This is a genomic window from Lawsonia intracellularis PHE/MN1-00 (assembly GCF_000055945.1).
Lineage (GTDB): Bacteria > Desulfobacterota > Desulfovibrionia > Desulfovibrionales > Desulfovibrionaceae > Bilophila > Bilophila intracellularis.
The window spans coordinates 761,924-783,551 of sequence record NC_008011.1; the positions used below are offsets into that span (position 1 = coordinate 761,924).

General features: G+C 34.4%; 17 protein-coding genes. 8 read left to right on the plus strand and 9 right to left on the minus strand.

The features are described from left to right. Positions 1–38 precede the first annotated feature (38 nt). The 3 genes from LI_RS03375 to aat all read left to right on the plus strand — a co-directional run bounded on the left by LI_RS03375 (position 39) and on the right by aat (position 3,392). Positions 39–368: an ATP-dependent Clp protease adaptor ClpS gene (locus tag LI_RS03375; protein ID WP_011526700.1), complete on the plus strand. Its 330-nt coding sequence runs from the start codon at positions 39–41 to the stop codon at positions 366–368. Further along, positions 365–2,611 (plus strand): ATP-dependent Clp protease ATP-binding subunit ClpA, encoded by a 2,247-nt coding sequence (gene clpA / locus LI_RS03380; protein WP_011526701.1) that lies wholly within the window; start codon positions 365–367, stop codon positions 2,609–2,611. The genes LI_RS03375 and clpA overlap by 4 nt, the downstream gene beginning before the upstream one ends. 94 nt (positions 2,612–2,705) lie before the next feature. Next, positions 2,706–3,392: a leucyl/phenylalanyl-tRNA--protein transferase gene (aat, locus tag LI_RS03385; RefSeq protein ID WP_011526702.1), complete on the plus strand. Its 687-nt coding sequence runs from the start codon at positions 2,706–2,708 to the stop codon at positions 3,390–3,392. 213 nt (positions 3,393–3,605) lie between these two features. Here the strand turns inward: aat and LI_RS03390 are convergent, their stop codons facing one another. The 5 genes from LI_RS03390 to rplU all read right to left on the minus strand — a co-directional run bounded on the left by LI_RS03390 (position 3,606) and on the right by rplU (position 8,050). Next, entirely contained in the window at positions 3,606–4,904 is a 1,299-nt protein-coding gene (locus LI_RS03390; protein ID WP_011526703.1) for a histone deacetylase family protein, read from the minus strand. Positions 4,905–5,078: 174 nt separating this feature from the next. After that, positions 5,079–6,050 carry an ADP-glyceromanno-heptose 6-epimerase gene (rfaD, locus tag LI_RS03395; protein ID WP_011526704.1) on the minus strand — a complete coding sequence of 324 codons (972 nt, stop codon included), beginning with the start codon at positions 6,048–6,050 and terminating at the stop codon, positions 5,079–5,081. A 155-nt stretch (positions 6,051–6,205) separates the two neighbouring features. Then, a complete protein-coding gene (obgE, locus tag LI_RS03400; protein ID WP_011526705.1) occupies positions 6,206–7,300 on the minus strand; it encodes a GTPase ObgE in 1,095 nt (364 codons plus the stop codon). Positions 7,301–7,462: 162 nt separating this feature from the next. Then, complete coding sequence (gene rpmA / locus LI_RS03405; RefSeq protein ID WP_015353755.1) at positions 7,463–7,729, minus strand: 50S ribosomal protein L27; 267 nt, start codon at positions 7,727–7,729, stop codon at positions 7,463–7,465. Between the two features lie 12 nt (positions 7,730–7,741). Further along, positions 7,742–8,050, minus strand: coding sequence for a 50S ribosomal protein L21 (rplU, locus tag LI_RS03410; protein ID WP_011526706.1), 309 nt, complete (start codon positions 8,048–8,050; stop codon positions 7,742–7,744). Between the two features lie 498 nt (positions 8,051–8,548). On the opposite strand from rplU, the gene groES reads away from it, so the two are divergent. From groES to mutL, 5 genes are all read left to right on the plus strand, one after another. Next, a complete protein-coding gene (gene groES, locus LI_RS03415; RefSeq protein WP_011526707.1) occupies positions 8,549–8,854 on the plus strand; it encodes a co-chaperone GroES in 306 nt (101 codons plus the stop codon). 147 nt (positions 8,855–9,001) lie between these two features. After that, positions 9,002–10,648: a chaperonin GroEL gene (groL, locus tag LI_RS03420; protein WP_011526708.1), complete on the plus strand. Its 1,647-nt coding sequence runs from the start codon at positions 9,002–9,004 to the stop codon at positions 10,646–10,648. A 126-nt stretch (positions 10,649–10,774) separates the two neighbouring features. Continuing rightward, complete coding sequence (prmC, locus tag LI_RS03425; protein WP_011526709.1) at positions 10,775–11,656, plus strand: peptide chain release factor N(5)-glutamine methyltransferase; 882 nt, start codon at positions 10,775–10,777, stop codon at positions 11,654–11,656. Between the two features lie 125 nt (positions 11,657–11,781). Then, entirely contained in the window at positions 11,782–12,696 is a 915-nt protein-coding gene (gene lpxC, locus LI_RS03430) for a UDP-3-O-acyl-N-acetylglucosamine deacetylase (RefSeq protein ID WP_011526710.1), read from the plus strand. A 74-nt stretch (positions 12,697–12,770) separates the two neighbouring features. After that, positions 12,771–14,717, plus strand: a complete 1,947-nt coding sequence (mutL, locus tag LI_RS03435) for a DNA mismatch repair endonuclease MutL (protein WP_011526711.1) — start codon at positions 12,771–12,773, stop codon at positions 14,715–14,717. A gap of 28 nt (positions 14,718–14,745) precedes the next feature. Here the strand turns inward: mutL and LI_RS03440 are convergent, their stop codons facing one another. The 4 genes from LI_RS03440 to LI_RS03455 form a co-directional block, all read right to left on the minus strand. Further along, positions 14,746–16,290: a DUF4139 domain-containing protein gene (locus tag LI_RS03440; RefSeq protein WP_011526712.1), complete on the minus strand. Its 1,545-nt coding sequence runs from the start codon at positions 16,288–16,290 to the stop codon at positions 14,746–14,748. Positions 16,291–16,383: 93 nt separating this feature from the next. After that, positions 16,384–18,879: a preprotein translocase subunit SecA gene (secA, locus tag LI_RS03445; RefSeq protein WP_011526713.1), complete on the minus strand. Its 2,496-nt coding sequence runs from the start codon at positions 18,877–18,879 to the stop codon at positions 16,384–16,386. 145 nt (positions 18,880–19,024) lie between these two features. Then, a complete protein-coding gene (gene hypE, locus LI_RS03450) occupies positions 19,025–20,041 on the minus strand; it encodes a hydrogenase expression/formation protein HypE (RefSeq protein ID WP_011526714.1) in 1,017 nt (338 codons plus the stop codon). 153 nt (positions 20,042–20,194) lie between these two features. Beyond that, complete coding sequence (locus LI_RS03455; RefSeq protein WP_011526715.1) at positions 20,195–21,592, minus strand: MFS transporter; 1,398 nt, start codon at positions 21,590–21,592, stop codon at positions 20,195–20,197. Positions 21,593–21,628 lie beyond the last annotated feature (36 nt).

Genomic DNA, 21,628 nt, shown 5'->3' on the forward strand with positions numbered 1-21,628 from the left:
AAATCAGACCTATCCATATTATAACAAGTGAAAATTACATGACTCAATCATCTTATAATCCGATAGAACAAGAAGGTAGCCCTGAATTACTACTTCAGGAAAAGATAAGGCGTCCTAAGATGTACCAAGTTTTGCTACATAACGATAATTATACCACAATGGAATTTGTTGTTTCTATTCTAATGAAAATATTTCGCAAAACAATGGAACAAGCTACTTCTATTATGCTCTCAGTTCATAGGAAAGGTATTGGTGTTGCTGGTGTTTATACACGTGAACTAGCTGAAACTAAAGTTAATACAACACATATGTTAGCAAGAGAGGCAGGATTTCCCCTCCGTTGCACGCTTCAGGAGGTAGACGAATGATTGGGAAAGAAATGCAAGATGTTATCAATATTGCTATTACTGAGGTTAATAAACGCCATCATGAATATCTAACCCTAGAACATCTTTTATATGGCATTGTATCCGAAACAACAGGCCAAAAAATTATTGAAAGTTGCGGTGGCAATACTGAATCTATTCGTGCACAACTTGAACAATTTTTTTCTACTTACTTAGATACACTTGATGAAGCAATACCAGAAAGCGAAATTCCACAAACATTAGCCATACAACGTGTTCTTGAAAATACCATAGCTCATATCCACTCTTCAGGACGTACACAAATAGAAGTTGGAGATGTACTTGCTGCCTTATTAGAGGAAGAAGAATCATGGGCTGCTTACTGTCTAAAAAAACAAGGAGTCACCCGTATTGCTGTGTTAGAATTTATTTCTTATGGACTTCCACACAGTGAACTTGGCAATGATGACTTTGTCAAAAAAGCAGAAGAAAGCTCTGAAGAAAAAAATCCATTAACAAAATATACAATTGAACTCACACAAAAAGCTCGAAATGGTGAAATTGATCCTCTTGTAGGTCGAGATATGGAAATCTCTCGTACAATTGAAGTCCTTGCCCGTCGGAAAAAAAATAATCCTCTATATGTGGGAGATCCTGGCACAGGAAAAACAGCTATTGCAGAAGGACTTGCGTTACGCATTATCTCTGGAAATGTTCCTGAAGAATTTACATCGTCACTTATCTTTTCTTTAGATATGGGAGCACTGCTTGCTGGAGCTCGTTACCGTGGAGACTTTGAAGGACGTATTAAATCTGTTCTTTCTGAGCTATCAAAACAACCAAAAGCTATATTATTTATAGATGAGATACATACCATTATAGGTGCAGGCTCGACAAATGGAAGTGCTGTGGATGCTGCTAACTTACTAAAACCAATATTAACAAGTGGTAAGTTACGCTGTATTGGCTCAACTACACATGAAGAGTTTCGTAACCACTTTGTCAAAGATCGAGCTCTTGCTCGAAGGTTTCAACGAATTGATATTCATGAACCATCTCAAGATGACTGTATTGCTATACTTAAAGGATTACAATCACGTTATGAAAAGCATCATAAAGTGAAATATACACCAGCAGCGTTACATACAGCTGTAAAACTATCCGCCAGACATATTACAGATCGGATGCTACCAGACAAAGCTATTGATGTCCTTGATGAAGCAGGTGCAGCCGTACACTTACGAGCAGGCAATAAATCAAAAGTATTAGTTACTAGACAAGATATAGAGAAAGTTATTTCTCGTATGACGGGTATTCCTATAAAAACAGTCTCTGGAAAAGAAAAAGATAGATTAAAAAATCTTAAAAAAGATTTATCTTCACATATTTATGGTCAAAATGAAGCTATCGATAAAGTAACTAAAGCTATATTCCGCTCAAGAGCAGGACTCAATAGAGGAAACCGTCCTTCAGGATCCTTTTTATTTTATGGACCTACAGGTGTAGGAAAAACAGAATTAGCTAAACAAATTGCAGAAAAACTTAATATTGCTTTTCTTAGATTTGATATGAGTGAGTACATGGAAAAACATTCTGTTGCTCGACTCATTGGTTCTCCTCCAGGTTATGTAGGTTTTGAACAAGGGGGACTTTTAACAGAGGCTGTGAAAAAAACACCTTATTGTGTAGTTTTACTTGATGAAATAGAAAAGGCACATCCAGATATTTATAATATTTTATTACAAGTTATGGATTATGGAACACTAACAGATAATACTGGTCGTAAAACAGACTTCCATAATGTTATATTAATCATGACTTCAAATGCTGGCGCAAGGGAAATGGGAATAACAAATATGGGATTTGTATCAGATGATACAAATACAATATCTCATAAAGGACGCAAAGCAGTAGAAAGTGTTTTTAGTCCTGAATTTCGTAACAGATTAGATGCAATAGTACCCTTTAATAACCTTTCTCCTGAATTAATGAACCATATTGTTGAAAAAAATATAAAAGAACTTACAAAAGGTCTTGCAGAAAAACGTGTTTCTGTCATGTTATCTTCTGAAGCAAAAAAATGGCTTGCCCAAAAAGGTTATGACAAAAAATTGGGAGCAAGGCCATTACAACGGCTATTAAGGGAATCTCTTGAAGATCAACTTGCAGAAGAAATTCTTTTTGGAAAATTAGTCAAAGGTGGACGTGTTACTGTAAAACCACCACTTGAAGAAGACAGTAAGCTTGTTGTTATGCTTGAATAACTTTTTATAAAACATATTTATTTTGTAGTAATTGATTCTTATATAAGGAGTTTTTACTATAATATTTCTTAAGATCTATTAGGAAAAACATCTTATGCTCTCTGCTCTTTCCAATGATCCTATGTATTTTCCTCCTCTTGAAACAGCCTTTGACAATGGACTACTGGCTTATGGAGGTGATCTTTCCCCTCAACGGTTATTATCTGCATATACAAAAGGAATTTTCCCCTGGTATGACAATAACTCACCTATTCTCTGGTGGTCTCCTGATCCTCGATGTATTTTACTACCTGAAAACTTTCGAATTCCTAAGACTATACAGCGTGAACTTAAAAAATGTACTTTTTCTGTTACAATAAATAACGCCTTCACAGAAGTCATTACAGCTTGTGCAACTCTACCTAGAACAAAACAAAAAGGCACATGGATTACACAAGATATGAAGATGGCATATATCCAACTACATAAACTAGGATTTTCTCATTCTATAGAAGTTTGGGATAATTCTACTCTTGTAGGAGGATTATATGGTGTAGCATTAGGGAAAGCATTTTTTGGTGAATCAATGTTTCACATTGCTCCACATGCCTCAAAACTTGCGTTAGTATGGCTTGCACAATACCTGTGGTCATATAATTTTGATTTTATCGACTGTCAAATGCCTACTACACATATAATGAGATATGGCGCAACACTCATTTCTCGTAATGAATTTCTTACTCGACTGACAATTGCTGTTACTACTGGAACAAGTCAGGCTTCCACAAAAGAAGCCCTATAATGACTACTAATAAAAGGTAAACAATCGTCCTTCCCCATTTAAAAGAAACTATTTTTACCTCATCTTTAACACTTTCTTCAAAGTCTTCTGTAGATGTTTTTCTATTAAGTTCCATAATCCCCTCAGTCAGTTAATAACATCTCATTTTGATACATTATAGACAACATACCTATTGTTATTATCACTCACTATATATGTAATAAAAATTATTTATTAGCTTTTATTTGGATTAATCTCTAGTATGTTAGAGTTTCTTGTTTGAACCCACTGCCTCTTCAAAGACTCAGCCTCACTACAACAACTTGAGCATGCTCCTCTAGGAAACAAAAGACAAAGAGCTTCATCTAGACAGGTAGATTTTGTTTCTATTGCTGTCAAACCATTACAAGTTTTACATAAACGTATACGTTCATATTGAGTATCATGTATCATATCTGTGTCATAATATATAGTCCTATTTCGAACCCACCAACAACCATCTTGTTGGCCATCATAAGGTTTTACTGGTGGATAAAAATACTGACTCAGAGCTTGTTCACACACCTTTTTTATTGTTTCTGTAACTCTTTTAGGTTGACAAATATCTACTTTATCAAGATCAGGTTCTTGTAAATAAGAAAAAGGTAACCCTGCCAATGCAAGACAAATACCTAAATTCACATAAGGCAAAGCACCCTGTATGGAATAACCACCTTCTAATACAGCAATATCTGGTTTCAACATTTGGGTCATACATGCATACCCTTCAGCTGTAAGATACATATTTGTCAAAGGATCTGTATAGTGGTTATCCTGACCAGCTGAGTTAATAATAATATCAGGCTGAAATTCATCTAAAATAGGTAACACAACATGCTCCATAGCATATAAATACCCCTCATTCCCTGTTCCTGGAGGAAGAGGGATGTTCACGGTTTTTCCCAGTGCTGCAGGTCCTCCTACCTCTTCTAAAAACCCTGTCCCTGGATAAGTTGTACGACCATCTTGATGTAATGAAATAAAAAGGACATTAGGATCATTCCAATAAATATCTTGTGTCCCATCTCCATGGTGGCAATCAGTGTCTACAATAGCAATTTTTTGTTTCTTATATGTCTGCCGTATATGTTCAACCATTACTGCTTCAATATTAATATTACAGAAACCTCTATTACCATATGTTACCCTCATAGCATGATGACCTGGAGGACGTATAATAGCAAAAGCTCGTTCAACCTCTCCTGTCAGTACCAATTTACTAGCATGAATAGCTCCTCCAGCTGAAGCTAAGTGAGAATTTGAACAAACTGCTCCTACATTTGGCAAACAAAAATGAACACTTTCTATATCACAATATGTTGAGAGACTAGGTTGATATTCTTGTATACCAGGAATATCAAATATTCCCTCTTCATAGAGTTGATCTTGTGTATACAACAATCGCTCTTCACGCTCAGGATGAGTTGGACTAATAGCCCAATCAAAAGCAGGGAAAAAAACAACGCCAAGTTTATGTTGAACATTTGGAAACATATAGCTCCTATCAAGTCCAACCAATAGTATAAAATATTCTATAAAAAATTATGAATACAATCCAAAAGACAACTTATTATTCTTATACTGTAATCTATATATTTTCACTATTATTATGTAACGATATCTAAAATAACGCTTATAACTAGTGTATCTCATACTATACCTTATCATTTATAAATAACGATCTTCAGCCATTAAATAATGTTGGACATAATCCATAATCCCTTCTTCAAGACTATGGAAGGACACATCACACCCAACTTTCTGGAGCCAATTCATATCTGCCTGAGTAAAATATTGGTATTTCCCTTTCAGTTGATCAGGCATATCGACATAACGAATATCAGGCTTTTTATTCATAGCGATAAATACAGCATTGAGAAGATCATTCCATGTTCGTGCAGTCCCAGAACCAACATTAAAAATACCATTTACTTCATGATGTTCAAACAACCAATACATTACCTTTACGCAATCTTTAACATAAACAAAATCTCTCATTTGTCCACCATCGGCATAATCTGGATGATCTGACTTAAACAGGCTGAAAAAAGAAGAGGTTGTTATTTGCTCATAAGACTTACAAACAACACTTCTCATATCACCCTTATGATATTCATTTGGACCATAAACGTTAAAAAATTTAAGGTTTACAATCTGATTAAGTAAGCCCTCACGATATGCCCAAAGATCAAATAGCTGTTTTGAATAGCCATACATGTTAAGTGGTTTAAGCGCCAAAGTAGTAAGCAAATTATCAGAAAAACCTTTAGAACCATCCCCATATGTAGCAGCACTACTAGCATTAATAAACCTTGCTCCATTCTCCAGTGCATAACGACAAACCATTTGAGTATAATGAAAATTATTTTCCATCAAAAAATCAGCATTTCGTTCTGTTGTTGAAGAGCAGGCACCCATATGAAATATTGCTCTAATATCTTCTGGAGCTTTACCTTTCTGAATCAAATGACGGAACTCATCTCTATGTATGTAGTCTTTAAATCGACGGTTAACAAGATTATGCCACTTATCACTTATTGCTAGATTATCAACAACAAGAATATCATCTATACCAACTTCATTAAGAAGCCAAATCATAGCACTACCTATAAAACCAGAACCACCTGTAACTATATACATGAAAAGTCCTCCATCAATAATTGAATATATTATTTGATAATATCAAAAAATCTCCTGACCTTACTATATTACTAAGTAATATCATCCATTAGTTTATATAATAAAATATTACTAATATAATATTTACTCTACCCTTAGTGATTAACTAACAAAACTTACTCTTTAGTATAAGCTACCTCAATAGCAAATTCTTCATCACTTTTATGTTCAATTGGCTTTAAGTGAATAAAAGGTGCGTTTAATCTATAAGATTGTAACTTCCATATTGCATCCACAAGGAGCTCTATACCTTCACCTGTTTCTGCTGAAATAAAATATATTATCTTTCCACTAGATTCTGCAACTTGTTTTATGTGTGATAATTTTTCAGGTTGTAATACATCAATTTTATTAACAACCAATAATTGGGTACGTTGCATTAAAGTATGATCAAATTCTTTTAACTCTTCATTTACGATGTCGAATCCTAACCATGGGTTATCCTCATCAATATCTTCACTACTTAAAACATGAATTAAAAAACGTGTTCTCTCAATATGTTTAAGAAATTGATGACCAAGGCCTTGTCCCTTACATGCACCCTCAATTAATCCTGGGATATCAGCAAGGACAAGCCTTTTATCTGGATCAAGATTATCGATCATTACTCCAAGATTAGGGTTAAGTGTTGTAAAAGGATAAGCAGCTATTTTAGGTTGTGCAGCAGAAAGTTTTGATATTAATGTAGATTTACCTGCATTAGGTAGCCCTATAATTCCTGCATCAGCTAAAATTTTCAACTCTAACCTGAGATACTTCTCCTCCCCCATTTCGCCCTTTTGTGCAAATCGAGGTGTTCGCATTGTTGATGATTTAAAATGCTCATTTCCTTTTCCTCCTCGACCACCTCTTGCAATTAAGAATTCAACTCCTGGTCTATCAAGATCAACTAAAAAATATTCTTTATCTAATAGTTGCTCAAAAATAATTGTACCTACAGGTAAATGAAGAATCAAATCTTCCCCTTTTTTACCATGACGCTGGCTCCCTTTACCACCTTCTCCATTTTGAGCTCTATAGTGACGTTGCACACGAAAATCATAAAGGGTTAACAAACGTGAATCAGCTTTAAAAATTATATTACCTCCATCTCCTCCATCCCCTCCATTAGGTCCACCTTTAGGTATAAACTTTTCGCGTCTAAATGAAACACATCCATTTCCACCTTTTCCTGCGCTCACGCTAATAGTTACTTCATCAACAAAACGCATGATTATCCTTTCAATAACAAATATCTATTCAATACTGTTACTAACTTGTTTACTGTTTTTTCTAAAAAATTACCTGGCTAATTATTATAGTTATATCTAGATTAATAAAAAAGGAAGAAGTCATTACACTCCTTCCTTATTAATAAAATCCTGGAATAATTATTATACGGTGGGTTGTATATGCACTCTACTATATCTTTTACATTTACGAAAATATGTTTCATAAGTTACTATACCATTAACTTTTGCAAATAAAGTATAGTCTCTTCCCATTCCAACATTTTCTCCAGGATGAATTTTTGTACCTAGTTGACGAACAAGGATATTGCCTGCCAAGACTTTTTGGCCGCCAAAACGCTTTATACCACGACGTTGTCCTGGACTATCTCTACCATTGCGAGAACTTCCACCAGCTTTCTTATGGGCCATTTTAATATCTCCTTAAAGCTGAATACCTGTTACTTTTAGAGCTGTATAGTCTTGACGATGACCTTGGAGTTTACGTGAGTCATTTCTTCTCCACTTTTTAAAAACAAGAATTTTTTTATCACGACCATGCTCAAGAACTTTAGCTATAACTTTAGCATTATTAATATATGGTGTTCCAATTTGAGGAGATGAACCACCAATCATAAAAATTTTATCAAAAAAAATTTCTGTTCCAACTTCAGCGTCTATTTTAGAAACAAAAATTTTAGAACCCTCTTCAACACAGAATTGTTTTCCACCAGCTTCAATAATTGCGTACATAAATAATGTGCCTCCCAAAAAAGACAAGAAATACTAATTTGATATTTTCAATATTGTCAAGTAGGAACTTTATCTTTAGAATGTTAGATGTAACAATTTTTTTAGAAAAAAAATATTTTCAATACAATAGGAAAAGAGGAAAAAAAAAAGATTTTTAGAAAAAATTTTTATTTCTCCAAAAAATGCAAAAATATAAAAAATTCTAATAGGATAGAAGTTATTACTGTATTGATTTTCAAGACTTACTTAAAAATTTTTATAAAAAAATTTGCATTCCCCTCTTCCCAATTCCCATAGAGAAGATTATTTATCCTAACGATTGGTGGACGCTAAGTCCCTGCTGTTTTGATTATATATCAAATGTTGAAACAAATTTTGTTTAGTTTCTTTTTGTACTCTAAAAAGAAGACAAAAAATTCTTTATAAACTGTACACTCTAAACAAAATAGTTCACAATAAACAGCAATACATTATAATTAATTGGAGGATACTATTGTCATGAACCTGAAACCTTTGAATGACCGTGTTTTAGTAAAACGTCTTGAATCTGAAGAAAAAACAGCTGGTGGACTCTATATCCCTGATACTGCTAAAGAAAAACCATCTCGTGGTGAAGTTGTTGCTGTTGGACCTGGTAAACATACAGATGATGGTAAATTAATACCTATGGCTGTAAAAGCAGGAGATACAGTTCTTTTTAATAAGTATGCAGGAACAGAAGTAAAGCTTGATGGTGTAGAGCATCTAGTTATGCGTGAAGATGACATCCTAGCTGTTATTACTGGAGAAACTGGCCGCAAGTGAAAAAGGCGTAAATAAAAAGATCGGTGATCTTTAATAATTTTATTCAGTTATAATGAAAACACTAATTACACGCACTCTCTGAGAATTTTCTCAGAAAACTATATTTAACAATTCTAAAATCGATATGTTTTTAGGAGGAAAACCCTAATGGCTTCTAAAGAAATCCTTTTTGATGCTAAAGCCCGTGAAAAACTTTCACGAGGTGTAGATAAACTTGCAAATGCTGTTAAAGTAACACTTGGACCTAAAGGCCGTAATGTCGTTATTGAAAAGTCTTTTGGTTCCCCAGTTATTACAAAAGATGGTGTATCTGTTGCAAAAGAAATTGAACTTGAAGATAAGTTTGAAAATATGGGCGCTCAAATGGTTAAAGAAGTAGCTTCCAAAACTAGCGATATTGCTGGTGATGGAACTACAACAGCAACAGTCCTTGCACAAGCTATTTATCGTGAAGGTGTAAAACTTGTAGCAGCTGGTCGTAATCCTATGGCCATTAAACGTGGCATAGATAAAGCTGTTGTTGCTGTTACTAAAGAACTAAGCGACATTACAAAGCCTACTCGTGACCAAAAAGAAATAGCTCAAGTTGGAACCATTTCTGCAAACTCTGATACAACAATAGGTAATATCATAGCTGAAGCTATGGCTAAAGTTGGAAAAGAAGGTGTTATCACAGTTGAGGAAGCTAAAGGTCTTGAAACTACATTAGATGTGGTTGAAGGAATGAAGTTTGACCGTGGCTACCTCTCTCCATACTTTGTAACTAATCCTGAGAAAATGGTTTGTGAACTTGATAACCCTTATATCCTTTGTAATGAGAAAAAGATTACTAGCATGAAAGACATGCTACCAATCTTAGAACAAGTTGCTAAAGTAAACCGTCCACTCCTTATTATTGCTGAAGACGTAGAAGGTGAAGCACTTGCAACACTTGTAGTCAATAAGCTCCGTGGAGCACTCCAAGTTGTAGCCGTAAAAGCTCCTGGTTTTGGTGAACGCCGTAAAGCTATGCTTGAAGATATTGCTATCCTTACTGGAGGAGAAGCAATATTTGAAGATCGTGGTATAAAGCTTGAAAATGTAAGCTTGTCTTCTTTAGGAACAGCTAAACGTGTAGTTATTGACAAAGAAAATACTACTATCGTTGATGGTGCTGGAAAATCAGAAGATATTAAAGCTCGAGTTAAACAAATTCGTGCACAAATTGAAGAAACAAGCTCAGATTATGATCGTGAAAAACTTCAAGAACGTCTTGCAAAACTTGTTGGTGGAGTAGCTGTTATCCATGTTGGAGCTGCTACTGAAACTGAAATGAAAGAGAAGAAGGATCGTGTAGAAGATGCTCTAAATGCAACAAGAGCTGCGGTTGAAGAAGGTATTGTCCCTGGTGGTGGTACTGCTTTTGTCCGCTCCATTAAAGTCCTTGATGATATTAAACCTGCTGATGATGATGAACTTGCTGGACTTAATATCATCCGTCGTTCTCTTGAAGAGCCTTTACGTCAAATTGCTGCAAATGCTGGCTATGAAGGTTCTATTGTTGTAGAAAAAGTTCGTGAAGCAAAAGATGGTTTTGGATTTAATGCTGCATCAGGAGAATATGAAGACCTTATTAAAGCTGGTGTCATTGATCCTAAAAAAGTTACACGTATTGCATTACAAAATGCAGCATCAGTAGCCTCCTTACTTCTAACTACAGAATGCGCTATTGCTGAAAAACCAGAACCTAAAAAAGATATGCCTATGCCTGGCGGTGGTATGGGTGGTATGGGTGGTATGGACGGTATGTACTAGTCCTATCTTCAGTACAACTTAGATGTATAAAAACCCCAGAAGCAATGCTTCCGGGGTTTTATACTTTCAGCATAAAAAATTAATATTTAATATACAGACACATTATTTTGGTATTTATTATTTATTATGATCAAATATATAGACTGGATACAAAAAACAACAATGATGTTTAAAAAGGCAGGGATAGATTCACCAAAACTCTCTGCAGAACTTATATTAAGTCATGTTTTAAATATTACACGATTACAAATAATAATGACTCCTTTTGAACCTATTCCAACTAATAGCTACTCAACGCTTAATGATATCATGTTAAGAAGACTCCATGGAGAACCAATTGCATATCTCACAGGGAAAAAAGAATTTTTTTCACGAGAATTTAAAGTCACTCAAGCCACACTTATCCCTCGCCCAGAGACAGAGTTACTTATAGAATTTGTATTAAACCATATTAACCCAACACAACAAATATACTTTGCAGACTTAGGTACAGGTAGTGGGTGTATTGCAATTACACTAGCTGCTGAAAGAAAAAATTGGTTAGGTATTGCTACTGATATCTCTAGTGAAGCATTAAAAATAGCTAAACTTAATAGTTTAAAAAATAACACTCATAGTCAACTACAGTTTCTTCAATCAGATTTTACACAACCACTCTGTCTACCCTCTTCATTAGACTTATATATCAGTAATCCTCCATATATAAGTGAAAATGAACTGACCTCTCTTCCGCATGAAGTAATATCTTTTGAACCTAAAATAGCTCTTACACCACATAAATGTATTCATCTTGATGAAATAAATACCGTTTTACACTGCTATAAAAAAATTATTACCCAAGCAGAGATATCCCTTAAGCCTGGAGGAATAATAATTTTAGAACATGGAGCAACACAAGCAGAAGCTATCTTATTGTTGTTAAAAAACAACATATGGACAAATGTAATAAGTCATACTGATCTTACAAATAAAAATCGTTTTATTACAGCATATAAGTATAAAATATAACTTAATTATGTTGTAAAAAAACAAAAAATAAAAATAAGATATAAATATTTTTTTTAATAAAATTAAGCAATTACTAATATCTTTTTTTGGATCGTTTATTGCATAAGAAACTTTGGAGGATAACTATGCAACAAACAACCATTCAACGTTCAATTACATTTTCAGGTATAGGTGTACATAGTGGCCAATGTCTTAATGTCACGTTACACCCTGCATCTGAAAATACTGGTATTGTTTTTGAAGTGATAACTGGAGATACTCGCCATACTCTTATCCCCTCTCCTTCTGCTGTGATAGCTACTAAATTAGCAACCACTATTGGTAATAAAAATATAACAATATCAACAGTTGAACATCTTCTTGCTTCCATTAGAGGCCTTGAAATTGATAACATCCGCATTTGTGTTGAAGGTGCAGAAATACCTATTATGGATGGTTCTGCTAAGATATTCACTAATGAATTACTCCAAGCAGGGATTAAATATCTTCCAGCAACAAAAAAAATTTTACAAGTGATTAAACCCGTCGAATTCATTAAGGGAGAGAAACGTATTCGTGCATTACCGTATAATGGATTCAAACTAGATTATACTATTAATTACATACATCCAATTATTGGCCACCAACGACTTGTATTAGATGTTACACCAACGACCTTTCTTTCAATAGCTAATGCCAGAACTTATGGCTTTCTTAAAGATGTTGAACAAATGCTAAAAAATGGCTTAGCTCAAGGTGGCTCTCTTGAGAATGCTATTGTACTTGATTCTACAAAAGTTATTAATCCTGAAGGATTACGTTATCCTGATGAATTTGTTCGCCATAAAGCCCTTGATTTCATTGGTGATATGGCTATGATGCATCTACCTCTTCAAGGATATTTTGAAATATATTGCTCAGGTCATCAACATAACAACCAATTCCTTCATAAACTACAGGATGAAAATGCATTAGCCCTTGTAACACTTGAAGGAGAAAAAACACAAAATCTCTACCAAAATATTACACCACTATATAATGATGTATTAGCTCTACTTTAATAAAAGGAAAATGTGTAATCTCCATCCTACTACATAATATTTAGTATCTGTTAAGTTACATAATTCAATATCATATGAATGCATCACGCTCTCCTATTATACTTCTTCCAGAGGCACTACAAAACCAAATTGCTGCAGGTGAAGTTGTAGAACGTCCTGCTAGTATTATTAAAGAATTAGTAGAAAACAGCCTTGATGCAAAAGCAACAGATATTGAAGTAATAATGGAAAATGGTGGACATACATTTATCCAAGTCCGTGACAATGGTTTTGGTATTCCCCCAGCAGAATTAAGATTAGCCCTTACTCGCCATGCTACTAACAAAATAAAAGATTTAGGAGACATATGGAAAATCCATTCGTTTGGATTTCGTGGTGAAGCCCTTCCTAGTATTGCATCTGTATCTTCTTTTAAAATAGAATCTGCCTATACAAAAGAATCTAACAATACTGAAGCTGCATTTCTGCAAATCAAGCATGGGAAAATAGAAAAAGAGGGTCCTAGCTCTCTTTACAAAGGGACGATTATTACTGTTCAAGATCTATTTGCTACTGTCCCTGCTCGCCTTAAATTTCTTAAAAGTCCTGTCACAGAGCAAAAACGTGCTCAAGAAATTTTTTCCCGTTTAGCATTAACTACTAATACAACTATGACCCTTTTTTCAGGAGCAAGAGAGCTTTTAAAATTTCCTGCAGCACATTCTTTACATCAACGCCTTAAAATCATTTGGCCAGAAGAATTGACATCTAACCTTATACCTGTTGATAAAACAACACATGACATTAGAATACATGGGCTAACTTCACCACCAACTCAAACACAACTCCGTTCAGACAGGGTTCTTCTCTATGTAAATGGTCGGACACTCAACGATAAACTTATATTGCGTGCTATTTTTGAAGCTTATAAAGGTCGGCTTATCTCTAAAGAATATCCTCAAGCAGTACTTTTCATTGAAATTTCTCCTGAATTAATAGATGTAAACGTTCATCCTGCAAAAACTGAAGTTCGATTTAGAGATGAAAAAAGTATATTCTCTGCTATTAGCACTGCACTAAAAGAAGCTATTAACAAAACTATACCAAGCTTTTCTTTACAGCAAACTGATACAGACATACATCCAAAAGGATTTTGGGGTGAAGCAGATCAAGAATATATCTTTCCTATAAAGAAAAATTCTAACATCCACCCTACACAAACTGAAGTTTGTACTACACAATCAACAACAACTGACTCTCATGGTTTCTCATTACAACATATGTTACAAAATACGTTTGTCCTTGAGCCAGATTGTCAACAATCTTTATCTGCTAAAGAATCTACTTATACCTTAGCATCATCTTATTCATCTCATCCTTCAGATAACTCTTCTTTACTACCTAACCTTACATCAAACAGTACAGATTCCAACAAAGAAAATGAGATCTCAATTAAATATATAGATAAAAAAATGTGTATTGGGCCCTATCACTACTTAGGACAAATAGGGGATACCTATCTTATTCTTGAAGATATAAGGAAAAAAAATGAACAAGCTGAGCTTATTATCCTTGATCAGCATGCTGTCCATGAACGTATTTTAGCAGAAAAATTTCGTAATGGAAGTTTAATTAACCAGTCTCAACAGCTTGTTTTACCTATTCAATTAAAACTGCACTACTCAGAACAAGAAGAGCTCCAAGAAATCGCTAACTCCCTAACTTCCCTTGGATTTATATTCTCTCTTAAAGGAGATATTCTTCATGTTGAGTCTATCCCTCCACTACTTGATCGTAGTCAAGCAACAATAATTCTTCGAAAAGCCCTCTCAAGGCAACAAGAAAATATAGAAAAGCTTTGGATCTCAATGGCATGTAAAGCTGCTATTAAAGCTGGCTTACCTCTACCTCCAGATGAAGCTGCATTACTTATTACTCAATGGATTTCTATAGAAAAACGTGAAAACTGCCCTCATGGACGACCCTGTGTACTTGTTTGGACAATCCAAGATTTAGATAAACTATTTAAGCGTAGAAGCTAATTTTACTTTCAATAATATCTATAAATTATTATCGACGTCCTTCAATAATTCTCATATCTCCTGGTGCTGTCATCAATACTGAATGCTGAATATCTATTTCCCCTTCTGCAGGAAGAGTCATTTTCCATAAATACATATGATCTTCTATTATTGGCTTAGGATTAGACTGTGTAGTGATAATAATACCAATATCTCCTGACTGAGGTTCTGGTTCTTCAACAACCACTTTAACAGGTACTGTATGATCATTACAAACTTTAATATTCCAGCTCCAACTATGACTTTGCTTTTTATCTAAAAATCCATCACGTCCACTCTGACTTTTATCCAAGATCATTTGGGCTGTGACTCTAGGATCGACACCAAAATAAATATGATTTTCTTCACTACGTAAAGTAAAGTAACCATTCCCCACCACTTTTCCATCAACCATAAATTGAGCAGAGCCAGGAATTAAATCTACAGAGCTAGGAATATCAATATTTGCGACAAGATATGAATGAGGTTGTACTGATGGTCTTAACAATCTAAAAAATTTTGCATCCCAATCATTTTTATATAACATAAAACGCATCACCATTCCTGCAGGAACTGTAACTTTACCAAGAGACCAAGTTGTAAATGTAGGCTCTTCTTGGGCGTGAACTATAGGCACAGATGATTTTGCCAAATACATTGCATTATCTGCTATAGGAGACACTTCTTGTCCTTGACGATATGTTTGTATAGGGGCAGGTAGTATCTTCCAGTCAGGTAAATTAGGAGGCACTAACGCACTCCCAATATTTACTGACGCCAAAGTTATATCTGCATTTCTCCAGTCTTGCCCAGAAGCCTGGCGAATTTCTGCTTCTTGAACAACTTGGACAATACCTTTCTCTGGTAATGCATCAAAACGATAAATAGGATTCCACCCACAATCAGAAAGCATATATCCATATTGAACTATCACTTGCTTATTAGGTTTTTTGTTTGTTTTATCTGGTCTAATAACTGCTGTAATAGCTGTAGCATATGTATTTTTCCCACCAGCATCCACAATGGCTTTTTCTAATAACTCTAATTCATACAAAGCTTTCTTTAAAGCTGGCTCTATAGTTGACTCTGCAACATAAAGTTCCTCAATTTTTGATCCCATCATTGAATCAAATTTTTTAATTTCTTCAATAGAACGACTAGGACATTCAGGATTACTCCAAAGAGCAATTTTTGCTTTTACTGCTGCAAGTTTCCCACGAATCAAAGCAACTTCTTGTACTGCCTTTGTATAACGTTCTCGAATTTTAGCAACTACAGGACTATCAATACTAGCAATGGGGGTTGTTTCAATACTTCCTATAAATTGTCCCTCAATACTTAAAAGTAAAGAGCCAAGTTGTGCTCCTGCAGGAAGTTCAAAATACACTTTATCATCTTGAACAGGTAACTCTTCAACAACCTGGATCCACCCACCAGTAGGATATAAAGTGATAGCCACAGGGTTAGTTGGAGCAGCCATAGCAATAATAGTTCTACTAAGTACATTTATCCCTATTAAAAAAAGAAAAAATTGTATCTTCAAACTAGATTGCATGACTTCCTCCTTAATTATATAAATAGAGTAATTTTTAGGCCACTAAAAAATAATTATTCTTATTCTTTAAACTATGTTATACGTAGCCATGACCTAATGTACTCCACAACATTTTTTATACTTTTTACCACTTCCACAAGGACATAAATCATTCCGTCCAACACGATCAGTTTTTTTCACTTGAAACTTTGTTTCTTTCTCATGACTAGCTGGATACCATAAGTCATTAATTGGCTCATGTTGAAAAAAATTATCTTCTTTTTTTTCTAAATGTAACCTTGTAAAAGTACGAAAGACTCCTTCTCTAATATTAGCAAGCAATTCCTGGAAAAGTACAAAGCCTTCTTTTTTATACTCTAATTTTGGATCTCTCTGACCATAACCACGCAGTCCTATACCTTCTCGAAGAAAATCCATATTCCTTAAATGATCTTTCCAACAACGATCAAGTTCTTCAAGAAGCACATAACGTAGCAAATCATTATATGCCTCTCCAGCCTTAGACTTCAACTTTTCAAACATAGAAAGAATTAATGTCTTTGCTTGTTCCTTTGTTGGAAGGGTGTTATCTATAGACATTACCTGTGAAAGATTCATAATATCATATAACTGGGTATGAATGCTTTTATTTAATTCATTATTATCATTATCTTCTAACTCTATATAAATATCACTTAATAATTCATCTAAATACTCTAAAATAATATCCATTGGCTCTGGATCATTCATGATATTGTGACGTAATGTATAAATTACTGTCCGCTGCTGATTCATAACATTATCATAATCTAATAGACTTTTACGAATTTCAAAGTGATGTCCTTCAACACGTTTTTGTGCACTTTCAATCGCCCGAGATACCATAATATTTTCAATAGGTTCACCTTCTTCCATACCTAATCTTTGCATTAGCCCTGAAAGCTTATCAGAACCAAAAAGTCTCATTAAATCATCTTCAAGAGAAAGATAAAAACGTGATGATCCAGGATCACCTTGACGCCCTGCTCGACCACGTAACTGATTATCAATCCTTCTACTTTCATGACGTTCTGTTCCTAAAATATGTAATCCCCCAAGCTCAACAACACTATCTCCAAGAACGATATCTGTTCCACGGCCAGCCATGTTTGTAGCAATAGTTACTTTACCTACTTGTCCAGCTTGAGCAATAATTTCAGCCTCTTGCGCATGATGCTTTGCATTAAGGACATTATGAGATATATTTTTTTTACGGAGCATAGAAGAAATAAGCTCAGAGGTTTCTATAGATATAGTCCCTACTAATACAGGTTGCCCTTTTTTATGAAGCTCAATGATAGCTTTTACAATAGCATCAAATTTTTCCTTACGTGTACGATAAATTACATCAGAATGATCTTTGCGAATCATAGGTTTATTAGAAGGAATAACAACTACTTCTAATCCATAAATTTGTGCAAACTCTACAGCCTCTGTATCTGCTGTACCAGTCATCCCTGCAAGCTTATTGTACATACGAAAGTAGTTTTGGAAAGTGATACTAGCCAAAGTCTGGTTTTCAGCAGCAACAGTAACCATCTCTTTTGCTTCAAGTGCTTGGTGAAGCCCATCACTAAAACGTCGACCTGGCATAAGCCGTCCTGTAAACTCATCAACAATGACAACTTGATCGTCTTTAACAATATAGTCAACGTCACGACGAAAAATATAATGTGCTTTCAAAGCCTGTAGCACATGATGCTGTATAGCTATGTTACTAGGATCATACATATTATCTATACCAAGGGCTTTTTCTACTTGCACAGCACCTTCATCGCTAAGAATGACTACTTTTCCTTTTTCATCAATAGAAAAATCCTGTTGTGGCTTAAGATTACGTATAATTTTATCTATCTGAGTATACATAGTTGTAGATTGTTCTGACCCACCAGAGATTATAAGCGGTGTACGAGCTTCATCTATAAGGATAGAATCTACTTCATCTATAATAGCAAAAAAGTGTCCACGTTGTACAAGCTGATTAGGATAAAACTTCATATTATCACGTAAAAAATCAAATCCAAATTCATTATTAGTACCATAAGTAATATCAGCAGCATATGCTTCCTTACGAGCATCATCAGAAAGCCCTGATGTCAACACACCTGTTGTTAAACCTAGAGCACTATATAATGCACCCATCCATTCAGCATCTCTCTGTGCAAGATAGTCATTTACTGTGACAACATGTACCCCTTTACCTTCAAGAGCATTTAAAACAACAGGAAGTGTTGCCATTAAAGTTTTCCCTTCCCCTGTTTTCATTTCTGCTATCTTACCTCTATGTAATGAAATACCACCAATGAGTTGTACATCAAAATGTCTCATTCCTAACACCCTAAAGCTTGTTTCTCTTACAAGAGCAAAAACTTCTGGTAATAACTCATCAATAGTACGCTTACCTTCTTGTAATTGTTGCTTAAATGTAGCTAGTTGTACTGGGATCTCTTTATCAGATAAAGCTTTCATTGTGGATTCAAGTGCATTAATCTGATCTAATATAGGTGAAAGACTTTTTAAATAACGATCATTTTTAGAGCCAAAAATCTTACGAATAAAAAAACTGAACATGAAAACTCCATGAGGTATAACTCTGTCACTTTATTTGATTATTATAATAGCAACAGATAACGACTAGCTAGTGTCCTAAAAACAACAATAACACACTATATCTTTAATCCATTTTTTTGATGAATATAATTCTTTCTAATTAGACTTAACAAATACGTGGAAGCTGATCTCCTTCCAACATATTTAACAATCGATATCCACCAATCACAGTGTGCAAAATTACTTGACCAGGCCTTGTTGTTTTCCCAGCATCTGAGACAAAACCTATCTTTCTTGCTTCACTACCCTGTGGGAATGATCTCATAACATCTAGTGCTAACTCCTCCTTTTCTGATGGTAAAATACAAAGTAACTTCCCTTCATTTGCAAGATATAAAGGGTCAAGCCCTAAAATATCACATCCAGATCTTACAACGTCATGAATAGGCATCAGTGACTCTTCAATATAACAAACAACGCTAGACTGTGAAGCAATTTCATTAAGTGTAGTAGCAAGACCTCCACGTGTTGGATCTCGTAATACGTGAATGTCTCTAACTTCTTGAATAAGTTGCTCAACCATCACATTTAATGGTGCACTATCACTTTCAACTTGACTTAAAAAGTCTATCCCTTCTCGTTGGCCAAATACAGTTAGTCCATGATCACCAATAGAACCACTTACAATAATTACATCTCCTGGCTCTGCTCGACTGCCTGATGGAGCAGGATCAACCAAAACTTCTCCAATACCAGTTGTATTGATAAAAATTTTATCACAACATCCTCTAGGAACAACTTTTGTATCACCTGTAATAACTTTAATTGACGCTGTATGAGCAGCTTCTGCCATAGATGCTACTATGCGCTCAAGAATATCAAGCTCCAACCCTTCTTCCAAAATAAATGCACATGTTATATATAATGGTTTAGCACCCAACATAGATACATCGTTAATTGTCCCATGAATAGCAAGAGAACCAATATTGCCTCCAGGGAAAAATAATGGTGTAATAGTATAACTATCTGTACTTATAGCTACAGGTGACGAAAGAGAGACTATGGCAGCATCATTAAGGGTCCTTAGTATATCATTATCAAAATATTTAAGGAATAGACCTGTAATTAATCGCTGTGAAGCTCGACCACCACTACCACAATCTAAAAGTAAACTATTTGTCATAACTTTCTTCTACTATTTTAAGATGTAATAATAGTAAGATACACTATTGTAGTGTACAATATAAAATACTGCAATCACTTTTACTCGATAATTCTATATGAATTATCATAGCTATAGATATACTGAGCATATATTAATTATACCTATTACAGTTTAGATACTGATTTTTCTTTTTACTTTTAAAGTCATAATAGAGAAAATAATAGCCACAATATTTAATAGACTGAAAATCCAAAAATTCATATCCATTGCTGCTGTAAATTTATCCATACTTTTTGCCGTAAGTATTTCTCCTCCAAAGTAAATATTCATTGTTATAGAAATAATAAGCATACTAAGCAGTAATCCAAACGTTCTCATTGTTCCAATAAGACCAGCAGCTTGACTCATATGTTTACTATCTACTGCACTCATAATAGCTGTCATATTGGGAGAGGCAAAAAGACCAGCACCTAACCCCAAGATCATTTGTATATATGCAATTTCAAATATATTAGAGTGAATTTCAAGAATTATAGCTAAAAATAGTCCAACCCCACACATAATCATACCAACAATAGCAATCTTAATAGCTCCAAAAGCATCTGCAAGACGACCTGCAATCGGAGAAATAATAACTTGTACAAATGGTTGCAACGAAAGGATTAAACCTGTCGTTAATACACTAAGGCCATAGCCTAACTGTAAATATAAACTAAAGTAAAAAGCTAAACCAAATATAGAACTATAGTTTATTAGTAATGCAAAAATACTATATAAAAAAGCATGATTATGAATAAGAAATTTGATGTCAAGGATAGGATGATCTTCAGTTAGCTCAACCTTTAAAAAACTACCAAAAAAGATAATTCCTATACTCAAAAAAACTATTGGCCATATTCCATTTAATATCCATATCATTCCTATAGATAATGTACTAATACTAATTGCGTATAAGATAGAACCAGTCCAATCAAAAGGGTACTCTGCATCAATATACCATTCTTCCTTTACTGTGTATTTCATAAGCAACCAAGCAATAAGACCAATAGGAATCATTAAGTAAAATAAATATGACCAACCAAAGAATTTAGCCATAATGCCTGCAAGACAAGGACTAAGGGATAGTCCTAGGTAAATTCCTATAGAAGCAATACCTAGTGTTTGTCCTAGTCGATCTTTTGGAGAACAATTAGTTAATATAGATAGTCCACTAGTGTTCATAAGCGCAGCACCAATAGCTTGAATAAACCTTAATATAAAAAAAAATGTAATGTTAGGGGAAAATGGAAGAATCCCTGAAGTACAAGTAAAAAGTCCAAGGCCTATAAGAAAAACCCGACGGAGTCCTAAAATATCACTAATACGGCCAGCAATTAAGTGAAAGATAGTTAAAGATAAAGCATAAACAGCATTGATAAGACTTAACTCTACAGCAGTTGCATTAAAATGCATACCAATAACAGGTAAAAGTGGTCCAACACCAGCTAACATATAAGGCATTATAAACTGAGCTGTTGCTACTGCTATAATAACTGACTTCAATGAGTATGTTTTTCTAGGATTTATCATAATAATTATATAAAAAAATAAAATAAGATAACAATC

What these genes read in the sequence shown, in the direction of transcription:
- rplU (WP_011526706.1), bottom strand. Translation starts at nt 8,050, where the DNA reads ATGTACGCAATTATTGAAGCTGGTGGAAAACAATTCTGTGTTGAAGAG.
- LI_RS03455 (WP_011526715.1), bottom strand. Translation starts at nt 21,592, where the DNA reads ATGATAAATCCTAGAAAAACATACTCATTGAAGTCAGTTATTATAGCA.
- hypE (WP_011526714.1), bottom strand. Translation starts at nt 20,041, where the DNA reads ATGACAAATAGTTTACTTTTAGATTGTGGTAGTGGTGGTCGAGCTTCA.
- LI_RS03375 (WP_011526700.1), top strand. Translation starts at nt 39, where the DNA reads ATGACTCAATCATCTTATAATCCGATAGAACAAGAAGGTAGCCCTGAA.
- LI_RS03390 (WP_011526703.1), bottom strand. Translation starts at nt 4,904, where the DNA reads ATGTTTCCAAATGTTCAACATAAACTTGGCGTTGTTTTTTTCCCTGCT.
- prmC (WP_011526709.1), top strand. Translation starts at nt 10,775, where the DNA reads ATGATCAAATATATAGACTGGATACAAAAAACAACAATGATGTTTAAA.
- groES (WP_011526707.1), top strand. Translation starts at nt 8,549, where the DNA reads ATGAACCTGAAACCTTTGAATGACCGTGTTTTAGTAAAACGTCTTGAA.
- lpxC (WP_011526710.1), top strand. Translation starts at nt 11,782, where the DNA reads ATGCAACAAACAACCATTCAACGTTCAATTACATTTTCAGGTATAGGT.
- clpA (WP_011526701.1), top strand. Translation starts at nt 365, where the DNA reads ATGATTGGGAAAGAAATGCAAGATGTTATCAATATTGCTATTACTGAG.
- rpmA (WP_015353755.1), bottom strand. Translation starts at nt 7,729, where the DNA reads ATGGCCCATAAGAAAGCTGGTGGAAGTTCTCGCAATGGTAGAGATAGT.
- LI_RS03440 (WP_011526712.1), bottom strand. Translation starts at nt 16,290, where the DNA reads ATGCAATCTAGTTTGAAGATACAATTTTTTCTTTTTTTAATAGGGATA.
- obgE (WP_011526705.1), bottom strand. Translation starts at nt 7,300, where the DNA reads ATGCGTTTTGTTGATGAAGTAACTATTAGCGTGAGCGCAGGAAAAGGT.
- secA (WP_011526713.1), bottom strand. Translation starts at nt 18,879, where the DNA reads ATGTTCAGTTTTTTTATTCGTAAGATTTTTGGCTCTAAAAATGATCGT.
- mutL (WP_011526711.1), top strand. Translation starts at nt 12,771, where the DNA reads ATGAATGCATCACGCTCTCCTATTATACTTCTTCCAGAGGCACTACAA.
- aat (WP_011526702.1), top strand. Translation starts at nt 2,706, where the DNA reads ATGCTCTCTGCTCTTTCCAATGATCCTATGTATTTTCCTCCTCTTGAA.
- groL (WP_011526708.1), top strand. Translation starts at nt 9,002, where the DNA reads ATGGCTTCTAAAGAAATCCTTTTTGATGCTAAAGCCCGTGAAAAACTT.
- rfaD (WP_011526704.1), bottom strand. Translation starts at nt 6,050, where the DNA reads ATGTATATAGTTACAGGTGGTTCTGGTTTTATAGGTAGTGCTATGATT.